The organism is Bacillus sp. FSL K6-0069 (genome assembly GCF_038007785.1).
In the GTDB taxonomy this organism is placed as follows: domain Bacteria; phylum Bacillota; class Bacilli; order Bacillales; family Bacillaceae_G; genus Bacillus_A; species Bacillus_A mobilis.
The window spans coordinates 2,714,315-2,740,068 of the sequence record NZ_JBBOXN010000001.1; the positions used below are offsets into that span (position 1 = coordinate 2,714,315).

Here is a 25,754-nt window from a genome sequence, read left to right on the forward strand (position 1 = left end):
ACTCTCCCCTTACATAAGTTGCAAATATTCATCAATATCTTTAGAAATTTGTTTATAAGCTTTATCCCAGAATGTATAACTTGTTATATCTATTTCAAAATGTTTTTTCATAAGCTCTTCCACTGGAGATTTTCCTGTTTCTCGTAAAAACTCTTTATATTTTGAATGAAAAGTACTTTTACTTTCTTGAGCTATTTCTAATAAACTAAAACTAGCTAAATACCCAAATGTATATGGATAATTATAGAAAGGAACATCTGCAATATAAAATTGAACATATTTCATCCAAACAAACGGCTGATATTCTAATAATGCATTCCAGTATGCTTTTTCTTGCGCTACTATAGATAATTTCTCAATTTCATCAGCACTTAAGGGGCCTTCTTTACATTTTTCATAAAAATTCTTTTCAAATTCAAATGATGCTCGAATTGCCATTACATAATTAAAACAGTTTCTTATTTTCCAACTAAGCAATGACTTTTTTATATCTATATTATCTGTTGTTTGAATTAAATAGTTTATAAGCACAGTTTCAAAGAAAATAGACGCCGATTCAGCCGTACTCATTGGCAAATAATCATCTAAAAAAGAAGTAGATTGCTCAAAACTCATATTATAAAAATGCCAAGCATGTCCTAGTTCGTGCGCAAGTACTCTTACACTATCAATACTTCCGTCATAACGCATAGAGATTCGTGATTCTTTTTCACTGAAAAAAGGAGCACAAAATCCACCAGGTGGTTTATTATCTCTCGGTTCCGCATCCACCCATCCACTCTCTATTGCATTCCGTGCAAATTCTGCTAATTCTTTATCTATATGTTCAAACGCATCGTATATGTTTTGAACTGCTACTGAAAAAGGGATATGAACCTCATTATTCTCCTTTACGGTCATAAGTTCATGCCATGTAATCGAAGCTTTCCCCTTCTTATACACGTTTAAAGCACTTACTAATGTATCAAGATTTTCTTCTGTCGCATTCCACATTTGTAATAATACAGTTTCAGAAATACCATTCGCATGTAGAGATTGCGTTAAAATCTCTCTATCTTCTAATTCATTACTATTTGTATTGCGTAATCTCCCTATTTGATTTAAGACAGTAGCGAAGATTTCTTTTTCCTTATGTAAGGCACCTGTTAATAACTCGAATACTTCTAATCTTTCCTTTTCATTATCACTATTCATTGCAATATGATTTGCTTGGCCAAATGATAATTGCTTATTATTGTGCTCTATTTCTATCTTATTCCTTAATTGTATGTACATATTTTCCCATGCGTTAAGTTCATCTTTTAATAACTTAGTATTATCGGAAGTTTTCACTTCACTTTGTTGTATTACTTGCTGCACTTCTCTTTTCAAATCTTTTACTGTCGCAGACGCTATAGCAAGTTCAGATGTAACACTTTCTTCAGCCGATCGGCAATACATATAGTATTCTGCTTTTTCAATAGCTTGTATAAGTTTTGAAAGAATCTCTACATCTTTTGTCACATAATATTGTTCTTTGAACCCCAATATTGGAGTTAGAATATCCTCAATTGGATACAATCGATCTAAATCCCATCTAGCAATTTCATGCATTTTTTAGCCGCCTCCTATTTTTACAAATAGTTACAGATATTTCTCCCTACACAATTATATATGAAACAAGAAAATTTTAATATCTTTAAATTTTTAGATTTCTATAAACGCATTCTTATTTATATTCTTTTCCTCTGCTACTAAAACGCACATAACATAAACATATGAATGCTACGGCTACTGGAATCAGTATTACTCCTCCAATAAAAGGGTAAACAACTAAACAACATATAAAAGCTACGATAGAAAAAATTTTACCTAACCTATTCTTTATTAATTTCATTCCAGCCGCAGTACCGACTATATATGTTACAATTCCTAACGAATTTGGTATTAATACAATTTTATCTATACTAATATGAAAAATAAAACTTATTAATAAACCTATTATTGCAATGTAACCAACAACTTTTACTGCATTTGTTGGTGTTTCTCTTTTTTTATTAATATGTGCTAAATAACGAGGTGCCACTTCTTCTTTTCCTAGTGAATAACCTAAGCGCCCCATACTTGCAATAAATGCATTTGTCGTCCCTAAACAAATGATAAAAGCTACAAATCCAATTAGCCATGCAAATTGGTCGCCTAATGTTTGCTTAATTACAAGCACGAGAGCTGTAGTATTATCAGCATTAATATGATAGGATTTCGTTCCAATTACTGATAATGCAATACCAATATATAAAACTCCAATAATAAAAATGGCAAATGTCGTTGATAAAATAATATTTCTTTTTCTAGGTGTTTTAAATTCTGGAGCTAAACTTGCAATAGCTTCCCAGCCGAAAAAAGACCAAAAAATTAATAAAGATGCATCTAAGATCATATTTACTTCTTGCATAGAAATATGTATATTTATATTTTTCATTTCAATATAAGGTAGTGAACTAATAACTGTTACAATTAAAATAAAGAAAGTTAATACACCAATACATATTTGAAACGATCCACTCATTTTTAACCCGTATAAATTGAAAACTATTGAAATACTTAAAATAATAAATGCTATAACGTAAGAGAAATACGGTGATAAAGCAAATACTTTCACTATATACATTCCACCAGTCATTGAGACAACAATTTGTCCAACGCTACCTGCAATAAAGAAACACCATCCTATAATAGCACCTAGATTTTTACCGAAAGCTTTTTCTGCAAACGTGGCAATTCCACCTGCACTTGGGTACTCAATCGATAAAAAAGCGAATGTGAATGCAAGTGGAATACTAAGTAATATCATAATAAGCCAAGAAACAATCGCATTCCCTTCTGCTACACTTGCTGTCATACCAGGTAATATAAGAATTCCCGATCCTAAAACCGCTCCGACGTATAAGGCTGTTCCTTTTGTAATAGAAATTGTTTCATCAAAATGATTAGACATTACATGCACCTCCATTTATATTTTAATTATAGAAAGTTATCAGTCTATTCAATATACAAAAGTGTATGTAATTTAACGTGAGATTTTATATTATGTATTTATTTCAGAAATTTACTTTCAATTTTGCAAAGGAGCATTATTCATGGATGAAATTGATAAAAAAATAACCCTATTACTACAAGAAGATGCCAGAATGACAATTACAGAAATGACCGAACACTTACACCTCAGCCGCCCTAGTGTTACCGAAAGACTAAAGAGATTACAAGATACTGGAATAATTGAAAAATATACCGCACGGATATCATTAGATGCAGTTGGAAAATCAATTCAAGCATTTTTAAGAATTGAAAATCTAAAGATTCCTTGTAAAAAATTCGAGAAAAAAATCTACGAAGAATATAGAATACTCGAATGTCATCGAGTAACAGGTGAAAGCAGCTATTACTTAAAAGTAGCAGTTCACTCTATGAAGGAATTAGAGGAATTAATTGATATCGTTATACCATTTGGAACAGTCAAAACTTCGATGATTTTATCTTCACCGATACCATATCGACCAATTATTACTGATTAATAAGAAAAAAGGATTGATCAAAAGATCAATCCTTTACTCTACCTCATTTAAGAAGAACAATGTTAACGCACCAGGTCCTGTATGCGCTCCGATTGCTGCTCCAATTGTATTTACGATAAATACTTCACAGCCAAATCTTTCTGTAATTAATCCTTTTAATGCTTCAGCTGTTTCTAAGTCATCACCGTGGGTCATAGCGATTGTTTGATCTTTAAGATCTTTTCCGCGCTCTTCCATAATATCTACAATTCGGCTAAGTACTTTCTTTTTCCCACGTACCTTTTCAAGTGGTACAAGCTTTCCTTCTTGCACGTTTAAGATCGGTTTAATGTTTAGTAAACCACCGATAAAACCAGCTACTTTACTTAAACGCCCACCTCTCACTAAGTACTGTAAGTCAGCTACAGTGAAGATATGTTCTATATGGTTCATTAGAAAATCGACACGTTTTAAAATATCTTCTTTTGATGCGCCGTCTTTCGCCATTTTAGCCGCTTCTAATACGACCAGCCCTTGACCAAGCGAAGCACATTTCGTATCAATAATTTCTAAATCTAAATCTGCATATGTTTCTTTCACTTCTTCTTTAATAACAACTGACGATTGATATGTACCAGATAGTTCAGATGAAAAAGCTAAATATATACAAGGATTACCTTCTTTTGCATAAGAAACAAATTTTTCTTGGAAAGTTTCAAGTGATGGCAATGACGTTCTATAAACTGCGCCTTCTCTCATGTTTTGCAATAATGTAACTGACTCTAATGTAACTCCATCTAAATACTCTGTTTCTGCTTCATCATAAACACGGAGTGGAATTAAATCAATATCATATGCTTGCAGCAATTCTACCGGTAAATCCGCTGCACTATCCGTAATGATTTTAACACCCATTTTTAAACCTCTATTCTGTTATAAATATAAAAAATATAAAATAAAAATAGTACTTTTAAATTATATACGTAAAACTTAAATGAAGAAAGGAAAAGACTTTATATTGTATGCACTATTCTTCAAAACTTGAACTGTTATTAAAAATCATCTAAATTTAACCGCTTTACATTCTGTATAATACAAATATATCGAATTTTCCAAAGGAGTGATACAAATGAGTATTCAATTAGCCACCTCTAATAATTTAGAATGGATTAATAAACAATATGACTCAATAGGATTTGTACGAAGTGATTTAAATCGAGAGAAAGTCGCAATCATTACATACAACAATGAATATGCAGGTGTTGGTCGTTTAGTCCAAATAGATAAAGATACTATAGAAATGGGTGGGATTTTTATTCTCCCTCAATTTAGGGGTCTACAATTAGCTGGGGAACTTGTTTCATTTTTAGTAGAAACTGCGAAGAAATTACAAGTACAACATGTATATTGTCTTCCTTTTGCAAAATTAGAAGAATTTTATAAAAAATATGGCTATACTGAGGTCGATACTACGAAAGAAGTAGTTCATCCAATTATTCTAAAAAAATATAATTGGTGTTTAGATCATTATGATAAGCATGTTTTATTATGTAAGCTGTAAGTGCGCCTAAAAAGATCGTATATCAAAATATAAATTATTTCTCCCACTCAAATAAAAAACGTACTTTTTTTGATCACCATCAGCTTCTACAAGAGATAGAATTACTACTTTTTCTCCTAACATTACATTCGTATAAAAGATTATTTTTTTAAGTTAGCTTAAATCGTATTCCAATAAACTAATCAGAAGACGTATTCCTATAAAATACAATTAAGTAATAAAAAGGAGCGTTATTCATGATAGATGTAGTAAGACTCGTTATCTTTATTGTAGTTGTAATTGGTGCCATTATTAACATTTACCTAGAGTTTAAAAAACCTAAAAAAAGTATATTCTCAATCGTTTTTCTATCAGTACTCTTTATCGGAGCATCAGGTTTAATCAAAGATATTTTATCTAAACTTATATCGTTATTTGATTAAAAATTACTGTTCCGTCAATAATGTAAATAACATGATTGTATTTCTCCATTCTCCCTTGGAGAGGAGCAGTTAGCTTTTGCTAGCTGCTCTTTTATTTAAAACGAATTCAACTATTATCCACAAAATAAGTATCATACGCCTTATCAAAAACATATCCTAGCTTTTCAGCTAGTTTAGCAGATGTAGTATTTGCTGCATCCCAGTTTGGATATATCTCTTTTTCTAAACAATCCAAGATTAATGCTGCACTAACTATAGTCGCCAATCCTTTTCTTCTATGATTACGATCAGTCGCCACTTCGATTTCAATACCATCATCATAAATGCTGTATGATGATGCACCGCATACAACTGCTCCGTTGTACAAAATACTATACCCTATACCTCGGTTTAAATAATCTTCTACTGATTGAAATTGACTTGTAAAATCTTCAGAAACCTTATGTAATGTAGGGATATTTACAATATGTTCATCTATTCTTCGTAACTCGTATCCTTTTGGAAGCGAAGATATAAAAGATTGTAATTTTGAACGATCAAAAACTTCCGCATTACGTTTGAATTTATAGCGTAAAAACTTATCTATTTTTCTTTCGTAACATGTTTCTAGGCGTTTTTTCCACTCTTCACTATTTGCGATTACTAACATTCTATCAGGAATGTTACGTATTAATTCTTCAGTTTCTTTCGCATTCGAATCCCCAGCGTAAAATGTAAAGATCCCTACCGTAACTTGCACTACTGTTGGATTTTCAAGATCATTTACCCAAGCAGTTCCCATATGTCCTTGTAAATAAGAAAGTAAAACAACATTATTGAAATCTTCGAACATAGTAACTAATTTTTCTCTCGTATATATATTCGCTTCATATATCATTCGCATTCCTTCTTTCGTTAGAATCAATGTACTTCTACTTTTTTCATAAGTCCTTTTATTCTACATATAAGCAAACTTCTACTAAACTTCATATTATTATAAATTATTCATAAATATAAAATTATTATAACATCTAATAATAAGTAAATGGCTGTCCTGTAACAAGGTTTACATATAATATACTTAATAATAATTCGCAATCTATATTTTATTATGTAAAAACCCTCAACATTAGTTTAAGGGTTCATTTAAATACATATGTTATAACTCATTCTTATAAACAAATGATTCTGTTCCTCCGTTTTTATATACTTTAGTCACTTGAACAACTGATGTGTACGTATTATCATCATTCGATATCATCTTTTTCATCTCTTCTATCTCAGTATTACCAGCTCCACTCTCGATTTCCAAACAGTTCGAGATGTTGAGATATCCACTCGATGCGAAAAGAATAATAAACGTAAGATCTGGGAAATTAATGAACAGTATTCCAAACTTTACAGGATTCGCAGCCGTATCAGATAAAACTAATCGAAAGTTTAATAGTTCAGGCACTTGAACAAAATCTTTAGAAACAATCGCTTCACCTATTATAGTAATTTGCTTTACGACATTCCCCATCTCATCTATAAACTCAGTACAACTAGGTGCATCAATTGTTTTTGCTTGTAGTGATACATTCAATTCAGGATTATGAAAGTCGAAAAAGAGTGTACTTCCCTCCGTTAAACATTGCGGACAAACATTTCCAAGTAGACTAAAATCCTCTTCAATAAATTTAACTTTCGTTTTACAACTACAAACTTTTCCTATTCGAATTGCATCAATCCTAGAACAATCTACAAAAATAACCTCATTATCCTCTTGTACGAAGGATACGATGCCATTCCTCTTATTAAATGAAAGAAAATAAGATACAACAATTTCGTTTCCGGCGATTACAATACTCTCAACTTTTGTAGAAGGCTCTAGATTTCGCAAAAATTCACAAATACTATTTTGGCAACATCGATAATTTCGTTTCGGCTCACAACCCACTTACACTCCATCCCTTCTCTATATATTTTATCTAATACATATAATATGAACGGCGTATAAAAAAGCTTGGACAATATAACTTTAAGCTCGGAATATAATTACTTACTCATCACATTAATAATGAAATTACGTCAATAATGAGTAATAACACATAAATTCTCCTATAAATACATATAACAATTTCATCTTTCATGAAAAAAACGTTATAATAAGGTGTAGCCTCTACGATTACGTTATAAAGGAGAATAAAACAATGGCTAAAATTAAAGTATACCAAGCAAAAGAAGAAAATATGGAAGCAGTAAAAAACATCATTGATGTTGAGGAACAAAATCCAACTGCTGAAAACTTACAAAATCTATATGCATGTGTATTAGAAACAGAAGATATGGCATTGCCTGAATCATACATTGAAGAAGATATCTTAATTGATTCTATGGAAGTTATGGTTAACGCTTCTCAAAGCAAGCTAAGAGACTTAGGTGCATACGATGTAATCGAAGTTCAAAACAAAGGTAAGAAAACACAAGTTTTATTATTAGCAGACGAAGAATACGAAATTATCGAAGGCTAATCTAAATCCGTACATACGAAAAAGCTACTTTCCAATTGGAAAGTAGCTTTTTCATTACGCTTTTGATGTTTCACTCTTTTTATTCGTTTGTTGTTTCTTAATTACCATGCGCTCATTTCCCATAAAGAAAATAAATACGAAGGCTAAACCTGCTGGTACTAATGCCCACATAAATGTTTGAACAATGGAGCTAGAAAGGGCGTCAATAATTTTATCTAATATTTGCGGCGGGATTTGAGATCTTGCCGATTCTGATAGGATAGCTCTTGAATCTCCTAAAGCGTTTGTATTCATTCCCCCGCTCATACCTTTAAATGCTTCTTCTAATTGATCTTGGAAACCTGTTCTTTGGATCATCCCGAAGATTGTAATACCTAGTGTCATTCCTAATGAACGAATGAAGTTACTCGTTGAAGTTGCAGATCCGCGCTGTTCCATACCGAAGTTGTGAATAGCTGCCATACTTAGTACAGAGAATGAGAAACCTACTCCAAAGCCAATAATAATCATATAAAGCGTTAGTAATATACGACTTGTTTCTGGCGTTAATGTGCTTAATAAAAATAGTCCAATTAGCATAATAACTGCAGAAATAATCATAATGTTTTTGTAGCTAAGCTTCGTCGTTAAAAATCCACCTAATTGCGCTGTTACGACTGATCCTAACATCATCGGTAAAAGTAATAATCCTGAGTTTGTTGCGCTACCACCGTATACACCTTGAATGAATAACGGTATGTATACAGTTGCTGACATAAATGCAGCACCGTAACATAATGCAATTATAGTACTCATTCCAAATAAACGTTGTTTAAACATTTCAAATGAAATAATCGGTTCTTCTACTTTACGTTCAATAAAAATAAATGCAATAATTAAAATAGCGAATCCGCCAAATAAACTTAAAATAAAGCTAGAATCCCAATCATACTTTTGTCCGCCAAGCTCTAAAGCAAACATTAAACAAACTACTGCACCAACTAAAGTAATTGCACCAAACCAATCAATTTTTTGCTCTCTATGAACTCGTGATTCTTTATAAAAGAATGTAATAAAAATAAGTGCTAAAACGCCAAGCGGTAAGTTAATGTAAAATACCCAGTGCCAGCTAATGTAATCTGTAATATATGCACCAAGTAACGGACCAAAAATACTTGATAAACCAAATACTGCTCCGAATAATCCACCCATTTTCCCGCGTTTTTCAGGAGGGAAAATATCAAAAACAATAGTAAACGCGATCGGCACTAATGCCCCGCCGCCAATACCTTGAATGGCACGATAAATACCTAACTGTGTAATATTTTCAGCAGTACCACAAAGTGCCGAACCAATCATAAAGACGATTAAACCAAAAATAAAGAATCTTTTTCTACCATACATATCTGATAGTTTTCCGAATATCGGCATACCTGCCATTTCTGCGACCATATAGGCAGAAACGACCCATACAAAGTTTTCAAGGCCTCCTAAGTCACCAACGATCGTTCCCATTGCTGTTACGACAATGGTATTATCCATTGATGCCATTAAAATACCTAGCAATAAGCCCGCCACAACAAAGCCGAGCTTATTATTCTTCTCAACCATAACCTTGCTCTCCCTCGTACTACTTATATTTGTTTATGCTCTTTTACAACTGCATTACCTTTTTGGTTAAAACTAGTATGATATTCTACAAAACTAATTTCACACCCTGGACCAATGGTAACGTTATTACCTCTTACTACTTCAGCGATAGTATGCTCTAAATAAATTTCATCTCCTTCAATGACAGACGTTTGGAGGCTTCCTGCGTGACTTGTAAATGGAATAAATCTCGCTTTTTTACGAACAGTAATCTTTTTACCGCCGATTTCTCTCACTTTACTTCCTTCATAACGAAGTGAAATTTCAATATTTTCAGCATTAAGTAATCCATCACTTTCAAGACCACCAGTTAGTGATAGTTCTTCAACTTCGATATCTCCTTTCACATTTAAAGCGCCTTTCACATCTACGAAATCACCAGTAAACTTCCCTTTAACTTCTATCATACCTCTTACTTTCGTTTTTTCAATATGAGCATCACTATTCATTTGTGTATTTCCGTATATTTTTACATATTCCGCAGTTACATTTCCTTGTACTTCACTATCTCCATACACGACATAATTTTTCACTTTCATATTACCTTGTACATCACTCGTTCCGTACGTTTTAAATTCATTACAATTCATATCATTAGAAATCGTTCCTTCGCCGCGTATCTTCACTTTGTTATAATCCCCGCCTGCTGAACTACCAGAGCCATTGACAGTAAGACTATGTTGATGTTCCATATTACTTTTCCCCTCCCATTAAACCTGCTTAATTTCTTTTACATTTGCGCTTTTATCGACAGTCAGAACACCCGTATATTCAATGAGTTCAATCTCGCAGTTCGCTCCTACTGTCACATTGTTTCCTCTTACCGTTCTTATGTGAGCATAATCAATATCAATATTGTCACCTTCTAATAGTTCAGCCTCTAACTGCATACCAAATACTGATTTAAACAGTCTACTAAAAGTACTTAGTCTATGTTTTACTTTAATCGTTTGACCACCAATTTCTTTCGCTCGACATGTACCGTGAATATTAATATTTATTTCATCGGCGCTTAATAATCCACCAATTGTAAATTGGCCTTCTGAAGAAAAAGTATCCACTTCACAATTACCATCAATCGTCGCTTGACCATTGACTTTAAACTCTTCACCAGTTACATTTCCACCTATCGTACCTTTTCCTGCAATTTTCAAACTGTTCGCCTTCACATCTTGCGTAATTGTTGCTTTTCCATCAATGCGCATCGTTTCTGCATGAACTGTGCCATCGACTTTACCCGATCCACTAATTCTTGCATTGCTACTTTTCAAATTTCCAGTAACAGCACCGTAACCGTTACATTCAAACTGGTCACATTCAATATTTCCATTAACAGTCCCTTTTCCATTTAATTGCACTTTATGAAACTCGCCGCCATTCGATGAACCGTAACCATTTATAATCAAATTATCTGTACGCATACTTTCTCCTCCACTACAACAGTTTAGTTTTTAATGCTTCGGTATATTTCATAATCGCTTCGCGTAAAACAATTTTGGTTCCTTTTTCAAAAATTAAATCATCCACGTTTGAAACTAAAAAACATGTAGAAATCCCTAACTTTCGAACGATGATTAAATCACAAGTTTTATGCTTAATCGCTTCATAATTTTCACGTAAAACTTGCAGGACCATTTTTCCTTCTTCTAAACTAATCTCTCCTGATTGTAGTAATTCTTCTAACATATACACATAAAGAATATCTACAAATTGAAACTCTGTTGTTTTATTCGTTTGTTCTATGAAGAATTGTAAAACTGGCTCTGATGCAATCCCTTTACGTAAGACGTCTTCCTTAGTTAAAAGAATTTCACTTACACTCGGTGAAAACATATTCGCTAGTTCATCAAGGGATAAATCTTCTTTCATCGTTTGAATTTTATCAATACGCTCTAATATCTTTTCTTTCGGAAAAAATGTCTCTTGACCCGTGAATGTTGACTTTCGTACAAACCAATCTTCCGGTATTAAATTTTTTCTTTTCCACCTATATAACTGTCCGTATGAAATACCAGTTAGTTCTAATAAATCTTTTTTTGAAATTAAATCTGTACTCAACTGTATAACACTCCTTCCTGATAACAATGTAACATAACACTGTTACGCTGTAAATAGACTTTTATCACAAGTAACGTAACAATGTGTAAAACAACCCTATTTCACACAAAAAAAAAGAGTTCTCACGCATCCTATAAAATGCGTAAAAACCCTTATATATCAACATGTAAACCATATTTCATAAAAATCAATCCACCCTTGTGAATTAATCATTATATTTTGTACTTTTTCGTGAGAAGTTACTTGTTGTTTGTTCCGGTATAAAGGAATAATATGAATTTGACGTAACAATGTACTCTCAATATCGCGTAACAATGTAACTCTTTTTTCTACTTGTTCTTGTTTAAAATACGGTGACAACGTTTTATGAAAGTCCATGTTGCTTTGCCCATGAATAAAGCTATTTTTTGTTAGAAACATATATAGCAGACTATCTTCAATTCGTTCGCTAATAGTTGCACTATCATGCATCATATCAGCCTTTTGTATCGTACTGATCTCCAACAGCTCTTCTATTTCAAGAAAATTAGTTTCTACACGAATCCCGTACTTCGCACACTCTTTTTGTATCCATATTGCATCTTCTACGTGATCTCGTCCTGTAAACGTGTAGAGTTGCAACACTTCATATTGATACATACTCCTTTTCATTAAACTAGCAATATCTTCCTCAATCTCTACTATGCTTTCATTTGCTAATATTAGTTTCTTCGCTATTTCTCCACGTTCACCGCCGATCTCTTGAACAATTTTATCGCCATGAATAATTTTATATAGCGCCTTTCGAAACAACTCATCTTGCATTGGCCCTTCTTTTACAAGATTACACGTTACATATGTCACGTTCGATTCAAGCCGAGACAACTCTTTATTAGGCTTTTCTTTATCTTTATACTGCGCCTTTACTAATACATCATACGTATTTACATTTTGCTCTACATTCATTAGTTCAATTCGGTCAAGAAAAGGTCTTTCACGATAATATAAATCATTCACTTCTAATACAAATAACTGTGCATTTTTCTCACGTAATATAAAAGGACCTGTACCAATGAAGATTCCTGTTTCATCTTCATGTACGATAGAACATTGTTCTGCACTTAGCATATGTAAAAACATCCTATTTTCCGTATGTAATTGAATTTCAACAACATATTCATCCACTGCACGAACATTTTCAACATGTTGTAACATCCATGCGTGTGGGTTGTTTTCAGCTTCCATAAATCGATTCAACGAATGTATAACATGATGTGCAGTAAGTCGTTTTCCATTATGAAGATATACGCTTTTTCTTAAATAAAATGTCCAAACCTTGTCAGCATTATTATATTCCCAGTGAAAAGCAAGCCTTGGTTCTATACAATTTGTTTCCTCATTTACATATACGAGTGTATCAAAAATATGTTTAACCATATGACATTCTGAGCGCATTGTAGCGTAAACCGGATCTAAAGCGATGTCCAGGTTCATCTGTACTTGCAAACGAAGTACGTCTTTTCTTCCTTCAGGTGTCCGTTCTATTTGATGACCAAATATTGAATCTACCCAAACTTTATACTCTTTCTTTACTAATGGAAATTGTGAGCTGTAGCGTTCTACAAATGAGATTCCACTTTTCACATCTCCTTTTTTCGTTAGTTCTTTTCCTCTTTCTAAAATTAGTGGAATTGGTTGCTTTTGAAAGATTAATTTAGAACGATTCCCTCTCCCGCGTCCTGGAAACCAAGTAATCCAACGTAGTTCTTCTAATTTTTTTATTATTAATTTACTATTACGCTCCGTACAAAATAATGTTTCGGATATATTTTGCACTGTTATTTCTAATTGTTCTCCTTCTTTTTCCCTTTTGCCATAGGCAATCCATAGTTCAATGTATTGATCTAAAATAAACATCATATTCCCCCTAAAAGGTGAAAAATACTCCTTATTCTTTCTACCCTTTTTCCAATTCTCCTTTCATCTTATCATTTCAATATAGAAAGGAGGAAATAATATTGAATCATCTCTTATTACGTTACAATAAACCAATCATCATTAGACTATGCGGTGAATTATTAACTCGAACAACAGAATCCATGTTAGCCATCATTATGATTATTTACGTTAATAAAATGTTAAACGGTAATATAATAATAACCATGCTCATTTTCGGATTACAACCGCTTTCAGATATTGTATTTACAATTATTGCTGGGGGAGTTACTGATAAATATGGACGAAAAAAAATTATGTTACTCGGCTTATTACTACAAGGCATTGCAATCGGCTGCTTCGTCTTTGCTCAATCCGTTTTTATATTTGCATTGTTATACGTCATAAATGGGGTTGGCCGTTCCTTATATATTCCCGCTCAACGGGCACAAATTGCTGATTTAACAAAACAAAAACAACAAGCAGAAATTTTTGCTCTTTTGCATACGATGGCTGCAATCGGTTCCGTGATTGGCCCTTTAATTGGTACTATTTTTTATCGGACTCACCCTGAATATGTATTTACGGTGCAAAGCATTGCACTTATAGTATATGCAGTCGTTATTTGGACGCAACTTCCAGAAACCGCTCCAGCAATGACAAAACCAACACAAAAACTTGAAGTATCATCTCCAAAACAATTTGTACACAAACATTACACCGTTTTAGCACTGATGATTACTACACTTCCTATTAGCTTTTTTTATGCACAAACTGAGACAAATTATCTTATTTTCGTGAAACATACACTTCCGGATTTCGAACGCATAATCGTGTTTATTACAACATGCAAAGCTATTATGGAAATCACTCTACAAGTTTTTCTCGTGAAATGGTCTGAACGATTTTCAATGGCGAAAATTATTCTTATTTCTTACACCTGCTATACAATAGCTGCCATTGGCTACGGGCTTTCAGAAATAATCGCTTCATTATTTTTCACATTACTCTTTTTAGTTATTGGGGAAAGTATTGCTTTAAACCATTTATTTCGATTCGTTTCAGAAATCGCTCCTACAGATAAACGTGGATTGTATTTTTCAATTTATGGATTACATTGGGATATATCTCGAACGTGCGGTCCTGTTATTGGTGCGGTTTTACTAAGTAAACTAAACGGTAGTATGCTATTTTATATTTGTGCTTGTTTCTTAGTATTCGGAGGCATTATTCAAGCGCTGTTTATTCAAAATGTAGAGCGTAGTAAAATAAATAAAGATGTTTCAGAGCATACTCCTCATATTTTATAGGATGCTTTCTTTATAAAAAGAAGGATGTCACAAAATCTCAAGACTTTTGTGACATCCTTTTTATTACCCTGCCATTTTATTAATACTATCCTCTGGCGAAAATAACGAAATATGATTTACCTTACCAGTCGATTTTGGAATAATGAATTTTAACTCAAACTGATTGTTTACTTTATATACATATATTTTATCTTCCCCATTTACTTTAACTGAAGCTGGTTTTCCTAATGCTTTCTCTATTTCTTGTAATGTAATTGATTTTAGCTCAGCATGATAGGAGCGTACATCAAAAACTTGTGATCCTTTATTAAAACCGAAGGAAACATTTTTATTTGTAAAAGTTGCGTACATTCCGTTACCTGCTTGTTCCGTTTTATCTGCTTTCCCCCAAGCTTTTTCTATTTCTTCAATATCTCCTGTATGTGCTGCGAACGGAACGTTAGGTACTTTTCCTTCTTTCGCTAGTTCAAACAAATCTTTAACATAGTTAATTGATTTTTGATTTATTACTGTATCTTTCGTGCTTGAATCAGTCTTTGGTTTTGTTGATCCTTCATTATTTGATTTTGCATCAGGTTCTTTCTTTTCTTCAGCAGAGTTATTCTGATCGTCTTTACTATTTTCCGATGTCTGATTTGTTTCCTTTTTTTCGTCTGTCCCTTTACATGCTGCTAATGCAAATATGCATGTAAAAGCGAGAAATAACATAACTATCTTTACATACAATTTCATACATTTCAGCCCCTTATAATAATCTTATTCATTTCGATAACCAATCCATTACATTACTTTTCAAATTGTGTTTGTTCCAAAAAGTAAATGATTCACTCTCACCTAATGCTTGCACCACATATTCTACAAAAGCTGTTCCTAAAAAATAACCGAGTCGGTTATATCCGAAATAATTCCCTCCCGATAAACGGAACCATTCTTTCTCTTTTTCAAACGTCCATCCTTCTATATAATCTTCCAAAAAACGTTTCTTTATATGTTCTTCATTTTCTATACAATATTGTAACCAACGTTCACCCTCATTGTCATATGAGTAATACACTGATTCATTGACGCCCTTTATAATTTGCTTTGATAAATATGTTGCGACACCTTCACGATACAAAGTAACTGCTGCGTCAGTCCACTCAGCTTTTGCCCAATCTATGCCATCATTTTGTAACATAACATTATGATATATATGGCCTATTTCGTGAGCGACAATAACGCGAAGATGGTTCGAATCTGGAGATAATTTTTCTGCCGCAAAAAATATGTCACCAATAATTTTCCTTTCTACAAATGCATTAGAGCCAAATCCTCCAACAAACAGATGAAACTTCATATTTACATCAAAGTTATATTTATAATGATATGCATTCGTTATCTCTTGAATAATAGTCAGTAATGCTTCTGCAATGATACGAATATCTTCTATTTTTTCAGGATATTGTTTAATGGCATTCGAAAGACGTTCTCTCGTTTTAGGACAATGATATTTAAAGTATTCATCAAATATCTCTGGATGCGAAGTAAAGTATTGATTAAGAACTTCTAATTCTACATCGTCACTTTCCCATAATTTTAAAAAATTCGGGATTGTATTATTTATCATTTTTCCCATCTCCTTAATATATCCCTTCTCGCCATTTACACTAAAATCCTCCCTTTAAACATAGAAAAAGCAACAAAGAAGGATGAGCCTTCCTTGTTGCTTTTTTGTTTAATCGAACCATCTATCACCATCAGAAATCCATTTACCATTATGTAAATCATAACATTCATCATAATAATGAAAAAAGCTGCCCAAAAAGGGACAGCTTTACATATGTATTTTTACACTTCGATTGACTTACCATCTTCAACAATATGATATAGTAAGTGAGCTAAATGATGAATTGGGCCATACTCTTCCTCTTCCTCATCTGTTTCACCGTGGAATTCAAGATCATTTAAGTATAGTGCTAAAAATTGATAGTATAGTTTTAAATCAAATCCGTAGCACGCAGTTGGCTCTTCATGATCCCCTTCGTATTGTAACATTAAGTATTGATCATTACCTTCTGCATCTTCTGCGTCAAAGAATACGAAGAATCCAACGTTTGTATCTAAATCAAATAGATGACGAGTACCTTTTTCTGTTGCTTTATTGAAGTCCTCTTCACTTAATTTATGTACTGTTGTCGCTTTAGCATTATCTTCTTGATGGAAATTTACTGTAAATGTTTTCAATGCTGACACCTCCTGATTGTATAATACTAGCATAACATATAAAAAGGACTGCTTACAAATGTAAACAGTCCTTACATTCATTTTCGCATTGCTCGTAATAAGAAGCTTACGATGAAAATTAAAACGATCGCACCGATTAAAGCTGGAATAATTGCATATCCGCCAATGACTGGACCAAAACTACCAAGTAATTTCGAACCAATCCAAGAACCGATAATACCAGCAATAATATTACCAATTACACCACCAGGTACATCCTTTCCAGTAATTAAGCTCGCAAGCCATCCTAATATACCACCGACGATTAAAGACCAAATCATATGATAACCTCCTTTATATTTCACAGATCAAAATATAATTAGAAACAATTGCTTATCCTTAGTTATGTTACATTTTTCAGTAGTTATTCATACAGATCAACTATTAATTTATTTTAAAATAATGAACGGCCATTTTTTGACTTAGGATTGATGTTATTCGCATTACACATATTAAGGACAGTCAGGCTTTAATATTGTCCGCATAAACTCTTCTTTAAATGCAGGATAGTTAAAACCAACTGCAATTTTTTGAACAGGCCTATTATCAAATGTTGTCGGCTCAGCTATTTTTCTAAAGTCTGCCACACTTTGTCCTCTTGTTACGTCATTTGTCGTACTAATCCAAACTGCAGACTTTTTATATTCGAAAATTTCGTCATTTATAAAAGAAATGAACGGAAGTAAATCGTGAATTGGACTTCCAGCAATACCTGGGTATTCTTTTTTATAAAAGTTCTCATAATAAAAATCAATCATTGGTTTAATAAGCTTAGCCTGCCCTGTTCCTTCTTTATTAATAATATCCACCATTTCAGGAGTAATGAGGGCTCCTTGCGTTACATTTAACGGATAAATAGTCGCATTCTTTGCGTACTTCATCACAATATTTGCGGCGATTGGATCTCCATAAAAATTAGCTTCTGATACAGGAGTAACGTTACCTGGAAATAAAAAAGCACCGCCCATAATATAATACGAACATACCTTATCCATTACATTTGGATATAATAAAAATAACGTCGCCAATGTTGTTAATCGTCCTGTCGCTACGATAATAATATCTTCTGGACAAGGTTCAATTAATTTAATTAATTCACAAAAATTTTCCCGTTTACAAATCCTCATTTCAGGTGGAATAATAGGTCCTAAACCGTGATCCCCATGAATTTCAGGAAAGAACAAAGGCTCTTCAGCCGTCATCGGTCTTGCCGCACCTTCTATGATTTTTACTTCTGTAGCATAGTATCTTTCTAAAAAATACACATTTTCCGTTACAATTTCTCGTGATACATTCCCGTATTCAGCAACAATACCTATAATATCTAATTTACATGTTTTATTTGCATAGATTAATGCCACCGCATCGTCAATACCAAAGTCTCCAAAAAAGATGATTTTCTTATTAACTATCCTCACCCCTCTTCAGCATAATCTACTATTATTATTATGTGAAAAAGACAAGGCTGTGAAACGGTGCAAACTAAAAAGCCGCCTATTTATTGGCGACTTCAATCTTTTTATACGATAAATATGCTAGTACATTTTTACTTGAATCGTATTTTGGATTATTTCCTTTTCTCGGTTCTCTCATATGTGTTTTTTCAAATCCAGGAATATTCGGCATTTTCTCCATAAATTCAAGCATTTCTTCTTCAGTTCCTTCAATACGTACGCGAATCATTATTACATTTCCTCAATTCTCATTTTCTCTGTACTAAGTATAACGTACTTTGAAAAGACTGCAAGAAATTTATCTTTTTAATGTCGCACTTTTTTTACATACAAACAGTGCCATTTCAGTATAAAACGATATAATTTTATTATTTTCATATTCAATGTTAAAGAATTCTTGCATTTCAACTGATGTTTTCATCATACATTCTGTGAGTTTCACGCGTTTCTGCAAAGGTACATTCATCATATCGCACCACCAGTCAAATTCAAATTTCTTGTCAAAAGTAAGACATGACTGCAATTGCAAACCGTTTTTTTCTAACAAGGTAATCCATTCTGTTTTTTTCAGCGCCCGTTCATGACTCGGATCCCTCTTTTTTTCTATAAAATTATAAAATGTATCAAATTCATTATTTTCCGGTGAAACATTATCTATTAAAATAAACAATCCGTTATCTTCTAACGTACGATTTACTTCATTTATAAACTGAGATGGATTCATAAAATGATGTGCTGCAATTCGGCACGTAATCGTATCAAAAGAACTATCTGTAAATGGTAAACTTTCAGCGTTTCCAGCGACAAAAGATACATTTTCATGTCCATTACTTATAATAAAATTTTTCGCACTCTCTAACATTTTTTCAGTTAAGTCTAAGGCAACTACTTCTTTAAAAAATGGAGCTAATACATTTGCAACATGTCCACCGCCAGTAGCGATATCAAGAAGACGATAATTATGACGAGACTCAACTTGTTGAACTACATATTGTAAATCCGGCCCTTTAGCATGAATTTTACTTTTCACATACTTTTCCGCATTATTACCAAACTGTTGTTTTACAAGCTCTTCTTTACTCATTTTATCATCTTCTTTCTATTATTATTTGTGCACGATTCAGATAACTAATAAGTTCTATTTCATATTTTCAATTCCTCTTTTAAACATATGTCATTTATTATTTTGAAAAAAATAATAAAAAACTGTAAGAATGTATCTCACAGTTTTTTAAGTATGCTAAAATCTGTTTTTTAAATCTTTCTATATAGTTTCTTTTTCCCTTTTTTCATTTCCTGAAGTTAGGCTACCAATAGCATCCGCCGTTACTTCCACCACAAATTCACAAATACCTGCTACTACTTCTCCAATTACTTCATCCATCTTTTTACCCCCTTATTTTATGTAACTTATTTGTAGTATAGATGGGAGTAATTGTATTTAACTATCGGAAAACGTGACAACAACATTACAGTTTTGTAAGCTTTTTCAATTTGTTTAGCTTCTATCCTTTGAAACTTCAAGTATGATTCACAAGCATATAGGCCATCATAAGATTAGGTAAGTTCCAATTCTGCTAGAGGAGGCGTGTAAAATATACTACGTAAAATTAATTAAAGGTCAATCATTCTATGCTTTTGATCATCGCTTCTTAATGTCTGAAGAAGAAGAGGTTTCCGAGAAAGTTTATAATTACTTACGTCGTAACGAATTTTTCGAAGTACGTAAAGAAGAATATTCTGCTTAATTAAAAAAGCATTAAGAATATCTCACTTAATTGTGATATATTCTTAATGCCCCCATATAATCCCCCTCATTTCAACAATTGTGCTCCATTCTCTTAAAACATTCTATTATATGTCCAATCTATTTTATCGTAAATTTCATATTTTAGTATATGAGGAGGTGACGAATATGACTCATATCATTGATTATCAAGCTACTCAACCCTTAAGTAAAACTGGTGAAATAACTTTTGTAATTCCAGCTTCTCCAGATAGAGCAATTCTTGCAAACATTAAATTAAAAATTTCAAAAAGAGACGCAGGTAATAATCGTGTTGAATTAATTGCTACAGTTGGAGTCGAAGGTATAACTGAGATTTCACAAGTTTTATTCCGAATTTTTCGTGATAATGTTGAAATTTTCAATACACAAGTAGGTATTGAATCAACAGATTCTGAACAATTCTACGCTCAAACATTTCAAGCTATAGATCAAGATTTAAACTGTGGAACTCATGTATATTCATTAACTGTAGAAAACCTAACTAGTGGTGCTAGTGCAAATATAGTTGGTCCACTCTCTTTTAGTGGTTTAGCTATTGGACAAGATCGTAAATGTTGCTAGCTAAATCTAAAATTTAAACTTGTACTTGAAAAAAAAGCGAGACGTAGTTTGTACGTTCTTGCTTTTTTATTTTGTTCAAATTTATCCTTACTTTCAATAGATACTTCATCACATTTCTTTTACATTTTCATTGCTTATTTCATCAACTAACAAATCATCTTTTTGACAAATCAAAAAGATTGAAATCCACTCATGAAACACGTAATATAGACTCTGACTCTAAAAAAGTTCGTTAATAAAAATACATAAAATAAGGAGGTTTTATATACGAGTTTTTCATTTTAAAAGACGGAGAGGTTTTACATTATGTGGCGTAATAAAAATGTTTGGATTGTGTTAATTGGGGAGTTTATTGCTGGTCTCGGGTTATGGCTTGGTATTCTTGGCAACCTTGAGTTTATGCAAAAATATGTCCCTTCTGATTTCATGAAATCAGTTATATTATTTATCGGATTATTAGCAGGTGTTCTAGTTGGCCCTATGGCAGGTCGTGTCATTGATCAGTATGAAAAGAAAAAAGTTCTTCTTTATGCTGGATTCGGTCGTGTTATTAGTGTTATCTTTATGTTTTTCGCAATCCAATTTGAAAGTATCGCCTTTATGATTGCATTTATGGTTGCTCTTCAAATTTCTGCAGCATTTTATTTCCCTGCATTACAATCTGTAATCCCACTCATCGTACGTGAGCATGAATTATTACAGATGAACGGTGTACATATGAATGTAGGTACAATCGCTCGTATTGCAGGTACTTCACTAGGTGGAATTCTTTTAGTTGTAATGAGTTTACAGTATATGTATGCCTTCTCAATGGCAGCGTACGCTTTATTATTCCTCTCAACTTTCTTCCTACAATTCGAGGATAAGAAATCAACAACACCAAGTAAGCAAGCTGCAAAAGATAATAGCTTTATGGAAGTATTTCGTATATTAAAAGGAATTCCTATTGCTTTTACAGCACTTATATTAAGTATTATCCCTCTATTATTTATAGCTGGATTTAATTTAATGGTAATTAACATAAGTGAAATGCAACATGATCCAACGATTAAAGGATTTATATATACCATTGAAGGTGTCGCATTTATGTTAGGTGCCTTCGTTATTAAACGTTTATCTGACCATTTCAAACCTGAAAAATTATTATATTTCTTCGCAGTTTGTACCGCTTTTGCACACCTTTCTTTGTTCTTTAGCGATATAAAATGGATGTCACTTACATCATTTGGTTTGTTTGGTTTTAGTGTCGGTTGCTTCTTCCCAATTATGTCGACAATTTTCCAAACGAAAGTGGAAAAAAGCTATCACGGTCGTCTTTTCTCTTTCCGTAATATGTTTGAGAGAGTTATGTTCCAAATTGTCTTACTTGGCACAGGCTTCTTCTTAGATACGATTGGATTGCAATATATGGTTCTAATCTTCGGAGTTATTTCATTACTAATTATTTTCATATCACTATCTAAACAGAAACAGTATGAAAAACAACCTTCGCAATCTGCGAATTTATAACATAACAAAGAAGCATGGATTAATCTAATGATCCATGCTTCTTTGTTATATATAATCTTATTTATTACGTTTACTGAAATGATTTAAAGGAGTACCCCTTTTTGCTTTCGAATATAATATATAAATACGGTATATAGGAGGCGCAAAATGTCTAATGGCATCCAGTTATTGATTATCCTTTTGGTTATATTCGTTATGTTTAGCATCATAAACTTTTTAGCAATTTCCCTATCTCAACATAGCTTTAAAAGGAGAGTTGTGGCAGGCTTCATATTTTTACTGCTAACACCTATTATTTTTTTGACAACAACTGCACTCACTTCTACATTCGATAACGCTGTTTTTGGAGCAATTAACCTATCCTCTTCTATTGTAAACGTGTATATTTTAAACGGTATTGTCATCCTTTTTTCCGCATCATTTATCCTCAAAAAACAAAATATAAGATAGCACACTATGCATGAATCTGGATTACGTTAGATTCATGCCTTTTTATTTTAAAAACCGCCCCTTTCCCCAATTTTTATGTGAAATTAAATAATTCTTTATAAAAATTTAAACTTTATTTATTACAATATCCCTATCGTATTCGCACGTTTATTGAAAACGAAATGAAAGGAGCACAAAATGAAAAAGATTTTATTGATTATTCCTATATTCATCGTTCTACTTAGCGGATGTAGCAATAATGACATATACGGTTCTTGGGAAGTCATTGATAACAAAAACGGTCTCTGTCCTACATCTTATAAATTTGAAACAGTTGTAAAAGAAGAAAAGAAAGAAAAAATTGTGCAAAACTTAGTGGAAATGCAAACAACGAAGAAAAAAGAAGATTTATACAAAGGTTCCTTTGTAAAGGATTCTAATGCGTACCACATTGATTATGGTAACTCATTTACATCGGATCAAACTTTAAAAGTTGTCGATGGAAAATTAAACGTATACTTTTATGCAGTTGAAAAATTATGTACATATAAAAAGAAATGATTACACTTCATTTAAAACGTAGAAAATATTTTCTGCGTTTTTTCTGTTTTACAAAACTTACTTAAAAACATTTCCCTCTTTTAAATCTTTAAATTTAAATGTAATATTATATAATAACAATATTTATAATGTGAGGTGCTTTTTTTGAGAAGTTTAAGTTCATTAATTGTATCAACAATCTGTTCCATTATCCTAATCCTATGGAGTGCACTTTCATTTTATGAAAGATTCACGACAGGAAATTCATACTATTGGCTTAGTGGTATATTAGGCCTCGTTTTCGTGTTCTTTTTCATCCAAAATATGCGGGATATACTTAATAAAAACTATAAATCATCCTAAACCGCATAGAAAGATATAATAAACAGTTCAGTTAACCACCCCTTATTTACAACGCCCTTTCAAAAAAGATTAATCCTCCCTCTAAATTTGTCAATCGTTTTAATTTTCATAAAAAAATGATAAAATGTAATCATGTGTTTTCAGAATAATTAAAAACGCAGATAGAAAACACTGTTTTTAGGAGGGGTTTTGATGACTTACACGTTAGCAACTAGAATGAAAGCATTCCAATCTTCTATATTTAGTGAATTAGGGGCTTATAAAAAAGAAAAAATTGCAGCAGGTCACAAAATGATTGATTTAAGTATCGGGAATCCTGATATGCCGCCTGCTGACTTCGTAAGAGAAGAAATGGTACATACAGCAGGTGAAAAAGAAAGCTATGGATACACATTAAGTGGTATTCAAGAATTTCACGAAGCTGTAACTGAATATTACAACAACACTCATAACGTTATTTTAAATGCCGATAAAGAAGTTTTATTATTAATGGGTTCACAAGACGGACTCGTTCATTTACCTATGGTTTATGCGAATCCGGGAGATATTATATTAGTTCCTGATCCAGGATATACAGCTTATGAAACAGGTATTCAAATGGCTGGTGCAACATCTTATTACATGCCATTAAAGAAAGAGAATGAATTCTTACCTAACTTAGAGCTAATTCCTGAAGAAATTGCCGATAAAGCGAAGATGATGATTTTAAACTTCCCAGGGAATCCAGTTCCGGCTATGGCTCATGAAGATTTCTTTAAAGAATTAATCGCATTCGCAAAAAAGCATAACATTATTGTCGTCCATGATTTTGCTTATGCTGAATTTTATTTTGATGGTAATAAACCAATTAGCTTCCTCTCTGTACCTGGCGCTAAAGAAGTTGGCGTAGAAATCAACTCTTTGTCAAAAAGTTATAGTTTAGCAGGTAGCCGTATTGGTTATATGATTGGTAATGAAGAAATTGTTCGTGCACTTACGCAGTTTAAATCAAATACAGATTACGGAGTGTTTTTACCAATTCAAAAAGCAGCATCAGCTGCACTAAGAAATGGCGCTTCGTTTTGCGAGAAAAATCGCGGTATTTATCAAGAACGTAGAGATACTTTAGTTGATGGATTCCGAACATTTGGCTGGAATGTTGATAAACCAGCTGGTAGTATGTTCGTCTGGGCCGAAATTCCGAAAGGCTGGACTTCTATAGATTTCGCTTATGCATTAATGGATCGTGCGAATGTCGTTGTTACACCAGGTCATGCATTTGGGCCTCACGGAGAAGGCTTTGTACGTATTGCACTCGTTCAAGATAAAGATGTGTTACAACAAGTTGTTGAAAACATTAGAAATAGTGGTATTTTTTCTCTTGAAAAAGTAAATGAATTAGTTAAAAATTAATGGTAACTCCCCTGCTTAACTGTAGCAGGGGTATTATTCATTGGAGGTACTCTCATATGCACATTAAAGACACTCTTCCTCATCGTTATCCATTTTTAATGATTGATAAAGTAACAAATGTAAAACTTGGTGAATCTGTTACAGGATATAAACTCATTACAAATAATGAATGGTTTATAAATGATAGTCAAAAACATATGCCTCATATGCTAATTGTAGAAGCACTTGCTCAGGTTAGTGCATTTGTACATCCAAATGACTCTGAAGGTCTAGGGTTCCTCTCCTCATTAGATGGGGTTGAATTCCATGGAAACGCATATCCTGGTGATAAACTTGATTTACATTATGAATTAACTCGCAATCGTCGAGGTTTTATTCTCGGTAAAGGTACTGCAACTGTTAATAATCAGCCAATTGTAACTGTGGAAAAGCTATTAATATATCAAGCAGATTAGAGACGATTTAATCCGCGGGGGATCTACCTCCTACAAATTCGTCTCACCAACATGAACAGAGTAAACAAATCACTTGGTTAG

29 protein-coding genes are annotated in these 25,754 nt (G+C 32.8%); 12 read left to right on the forward strand and 17 right to left on the reverse strand.

Annotated elements, in window-relative coordinates:
* Positions 1–9: 9 nt before the first annotated feature.
* Both MHB74_RS13915 and MHB74_RS13920 read right to left on the reverse strand, forming a co-directional pair.
* On the reverse strand, positions 10–1,593 hold the full coding sequence (locus tag MHB74_RS13915; RefSeq protein WP_061679687.1) for a M3 family metallopeptidase: 1,584 nt from the start codon (positions 1,591–1,593) through the stop codon (positions 10–12).
* A gap of 115 nt (positions 1,594–1,708) precedes the next feature.
* Positions 1,709–2,977, reverse strand: a complete 1,269-nt coding sequence (locus MHB74_RS13920; protein WP_061679686.1) for an APC family permease — start codon at positions 2,975–2,977, stop codon at positions 1,709–1,711.
* A 142-nt stretch (positions 2,978–3,119) separates the two neighbouring features.
* Between MHB74_RS13920 and MHB74_RS13925 the strand changes: the two genes are divergently transcribed.
* Positions 3,120–3,554: an Lrp/AsnC family transcriptional regulator gene (locus tag MHB74_RS13925; RefSeq protein ID WP_061679685.1), complete on the forward strand. Its 435-nt coding sequence runs from the start codon at positions 3,120–3,122 to the stop codon at positions 3,552–3,554.
* 33 nt (positions 3,555–3,587) lie between these two features.
* On the opposite strand, the gene MHB74_RS13930 is transcribed toward MHB74_RS13925, so the two are convergent.
* On the reverse strand, positions 3,588–4,448 hold the full coding sequence (locus MHB74_RS13930; protein ID WP_061679684.1) for a DegV family protein: 861 nt from the start codon (positions 4,446–4,448) through the stop codon (positions 3,588–3,590).
* Between the two features lie 214 nt (positions 4,449–4,662).
* On the opposite strand from MHB74_RS13930, the gene MHB74_RS13935 reads away from it, so the two are divergent.
* Both MHB74_RS13935 and MHB74_RS13940 read left to right on the forward strand, forming a co-directional pair.
* On the forward strand, positions 4,663–5,094 hold the full coding sequence (locus tag MHB74_RS13935; RefSeq protein ID WP_061679683.1) for a GNAT family N-acetyltransferase: 432 nt from the start codon (positions 4,663–4,665) through the stop codon (positions 5,092–5,094).
* 236 nt (positions 5,095–5,330) lie between these two features.
* Entirely contained in the window at positions 5,331–5,516 is a 186-nt protein-coding gene (locus MHB74_RS13940; protein WP_061679682.1) for a hypothetical protein, read from the forward strand.
* Positions 5,517–5,622: 106 nt separating this feature from the next.
* On the opposite strand, the gene MHB74_RS13945 is transcribed toward MHB74_RS13940, so the two are convergent.
* Both MHB74_RS13945 and MHB74_RS13950 read right to left on the reverse strand, forming a co-directional pair.
* Positions 5,623–6,393, reverse strand: coding sequence for a GNAT family N-acetyltransferase (locus tag MHB74_RS13945; protein ID WP_061679681.1), 771 nt, complete (start codon positions 6,391–6,393; stop codon positions 5,623–5,625).
* Positions 6,394–6,654: 261 nt separating this feature from the next.
* Complete coding sequence (locus tag MHB74_RS13950) at positions 6,655–7,434, reverse strand: BC_2878 family exosporium-associated protein (RefSeq protein WP_061679680.1); 780 nt, start codon at positions 7,432–7,434, stop codon at positions 6,655–6,657.
* Positions 7,435–7,687: 253 nt separating this feature from the next.
* Here MHB74_RS13950 and MHB74_RS13955 point away from each other — a divergent pair, with 253 nt between their 5' ends.
* The gene (locus MHB74_RS13955) at positions 7,688–8,008 is read left to right on the forward strand and encodes a hypothetical protein (protein WP_001062734.1); all 321 of its coding nucleotides are present in this window, start codon (positions 7,688–7,690) and stop codon (positions 8,006–8,008) included.
* Between the two features lie 54 nt (positions 8,009–8,062).
* Here MHB74_RS13955 and MHB74_RS13960 read toward each other — a convergent pair whose 3' ends face one another.
* From MHB74_RS13960 to MHB74_RS13980, 5 genes are all read right to left on the reverse strand, one after another.
* On the reverse strand, positions 8,063–9,598 hold the full coding sequence (locus MHB74_RS13960; protein ID WP_061679679.1) for an MDR family MFS transporter: 1,536 nt from the start codon (positions 9,596–9,598) through the stop codon (positions 8,063–8,065).
* Positions 9,599–9,621: 23 nt separating this feature from the next.
* On the reverse strand, positions 9,622–10,329 hold the full coding sequence (locus tag MHB74_RS13965) for a cytoplasmic protein (RefSeq protein WP_061679678.1): 708 nt from the start codon (positions 10,327–10,329) through the stop codon (positions 9,622–9,624).
* Between the two features lie 18 nt (positions 10,330–10,347).
* On the reverse strand, positions 10,348–11,058 hold the full coding sequence (locus MHB74_RS13970; protein WP_061679677.1) for a bactofilin family protein: 711 nt from the start codon (positions 11,056–11,058) through the stop codon (positions 10,348–10,350).
* Positions 11,059–11,071: 13 nt separating this feature from the next.
* Positions 11,072–11,695, reverse strand: coding sequence for a YhbD family protein (locus MHB74_RS13975; protein ID WP_000102259.1), 624 nt, complete (start codon positions 11,693–11,695; stop codon positions 11,072–11,074).
* 159 nt (positions 11,696–11,854) lie between these two features.
* Positions 11,855–13,591 carry an ABC transporter substrate-binding protein gene (locus MHB74_RS13980; protein WP_061679676.1) on the reverse strand — a complete coding sequence of 579 codons (1,737 nt, stop codon included), beginning with the start codon at positions 13,589–13,591 and terminating at the stop codon, positions 11,855–11,857.
* Positions 13,592–13,692: 101 nt separating this feature from the next.
* Between MHB74_RS13980 and MHB74_RS13985 the strand changes: the two genes are divergently transcribed.
* Complete coding sequence (locus MHB74_RS13985) at positions 13,693–14,919, forward strand: MDR family MFS transporter (RefSeq protein WP_061679675.1); 1,227 nt, start codon at positions 13,693–13,695, stop codon at positions 14,917–14,919.
* 63 nt (positions 14,920–14,982) lie between these two features.
* Here MHB74_RS13985 and MHB74_RS13990 read toward each other — a convergent pair whose 3' ends face one another.
* The 7 genes from MHB74_RS13990 to MHB74_RS14020 all read right to left on the reverse strand — a co-directional run bounded on the left by MHB74_RS13990 (position 14,983) and on the right by MHB74_RS14020 (position 19,719).
* A complete protein-coding gene (locus MHB74_RS13990; RefSeq protein WP_061679674.1) occupies positions 14,983–15,651 on the reverse strand; it encodes a YjgB family protein in 669 nt (222 codons plus the stop codon).
* Between the two features lie 28 nt (positions 15,652–15,679).
* Entirely contained in the window at positions 15,680–16,525 is an 846-nt protein-coding gene (locus tag MHB74_RS13995; RefSeq protein WP_061679673.1) for an aminopeptidase, read from the reverse strand.
* Between the two features lie 221 nt (positions 16,526–16,746).
* Positions 16,747–17,142: a hypothetical protein gene (locus MHB74_RS14000; RefSeq protein ID WP_000847586.1), complete on the reverse strand. Its 396-nt coding sequence runs from the start codon at positions 17,140–17,142 to the stop codon at positions 16,747–16,749.
* A 77-nt stretch (positions 17,143–17,219) separates the two neighbouring features.
* Complete coding sequence (locus MHB74_RS14005; RefSeq protein WP_000638305.1) at positions 17,220–17,462, reverse strand: GlsB/YeaQ/YmgE family stress response membrane protein; 243 nt, start codon at positions 17,460–17,462, stop codon at positions 17,220–17,222.
* Between the two features lie 171 nt (positions 17,463–17,633).
* On the reverse strand, positions 17,634–18,599 hold the full coding sequence (locus MHB74_RS14010; RefSeq protein ID WP_061679672.1) for a nucleoside hydrolase: 966 nt from the start codon (positions 18,597–18,599) through the stop codon (positions 17,634–17,636).
* A gap of 76 nt (positions 18,600–18,675) precedes the next feature.
* Positions 18,676–18,864: a DUF3970 family protein gene (locus MHB74_RS14015; protein WP_061679671.1), complete on the reverse strand. Its 189-nt coding sequence runs from the start codon at positions 18,862–18,864 to the stop codon at positions 18,676–18,678.
* Positions 18,865–18,933: 69 nt separating this feature from the next.
* Positions 18,934–19,719 carry a class I SAM-dependent methyltransferase gene (locus MHB74_RS14020; protein ID WP_061679670.1) on the reverse strand — a complete coding sequence of 262 codons (786 nt, stop codon included), beginning with the start codon at positions 19,717–19,719 and terminating at the stop codon, positions 18,934–18,936.
* Positions 19,720–20,230: 511 nt separating this feature from the next.
* On the opposite strand from MHB74_RS14020, the gene MHB74_RS14025 reads away from it, so the two are divergent.
* The 7 genes from MHB74_RS14025 (at position 20,231) to MHB74_RS14055 (ending at position 25,673) form a co-directional block, all read left to right on the forward strand.
* The gene (locus MHB74_RS14025; protein ID WP_071680000.1) at positions 20,231–20,383 is read left to right on the forward strand and encodes a YqbF domain-containing protein; all 153 of its coding nucleotides are present in this window, start codon (positions 20,231–20,233) and stop codon (positions 20,381–20,383) included.
* Positions 20,384–20,550: 167 nt separating this feature from the next.
* Positions 20,551–20,985, forward strand: a complete 435-nt coding sequence (gene exsC / locus MHB74_RS14030) for an exosporium protein ExsC (protein WP_061679668.1) — start codon at positions 20,551–20,553, stop codon at positions 20,983–20,985.
* A 306-nt stretch (positions 20,986–21,291) separates the two neighbouring features.
* The gene (locus tag MHB74_RS14035; protein WP_061679667.1) at positions 21,292–22,494 is read left to right on the forward strand and encodes an MFS transporter; all 1,203 of its coding nucleotides are present in this window, start codon (positions 21,292–21,294) and stop codon (positions 22,492–22,494) included.
* 147 nt (positions 22,495–22,641) lie between these two features.
* Entirely contained in the window at positions 22,642–22,944 is a 303-nt protein-coding gene (locus MHB74_RS14040) for a hypothetical protein (RefSeq protein WP_061679666.1), read from the forward strand.
* A 177-nt stretch (positions 22,945–23,121) separates the two neighbouring features.
* Positions 23,122–23,484 carry a hypothetical protein gene (locus MHB74_RS14045; protein ID WP_061679665.1) on the forward strand — a complete coding sequence of 121 codons (363 nt, stop codon included), beginning with the start codon at positions 23,122–23,124 and terminating at the stop codon, positions 23,482–23,484.
* Between the two features lie 534 nt (positions 23,485–24,018).
* A complete protein-coding gene (locus MHB74_RS14050; protein ID WP_061679664.1) occupies positions 24,019–25,218 on the forward strand; it encodes an LL-diaminopimelate aminotransferase in 1,200 nt (399 codons plus the stop codon).
* 56 nt (positions 25,219–25,274) lie between these two features.
* Complete coding sequence (locus tag MHB74_RS14055; RefSeq protein WP_061679663.1) at positions 25,275–25,673, forward strand: 3-hydroxyacyl-ACP dehydratase FabZ family protein; 399 nt, start codon at positions 25,275–25,277, stop codon at positions 25,671–25,673.
* Positions 25,674–25,754 lie beyond the last annotated feature (81 nt).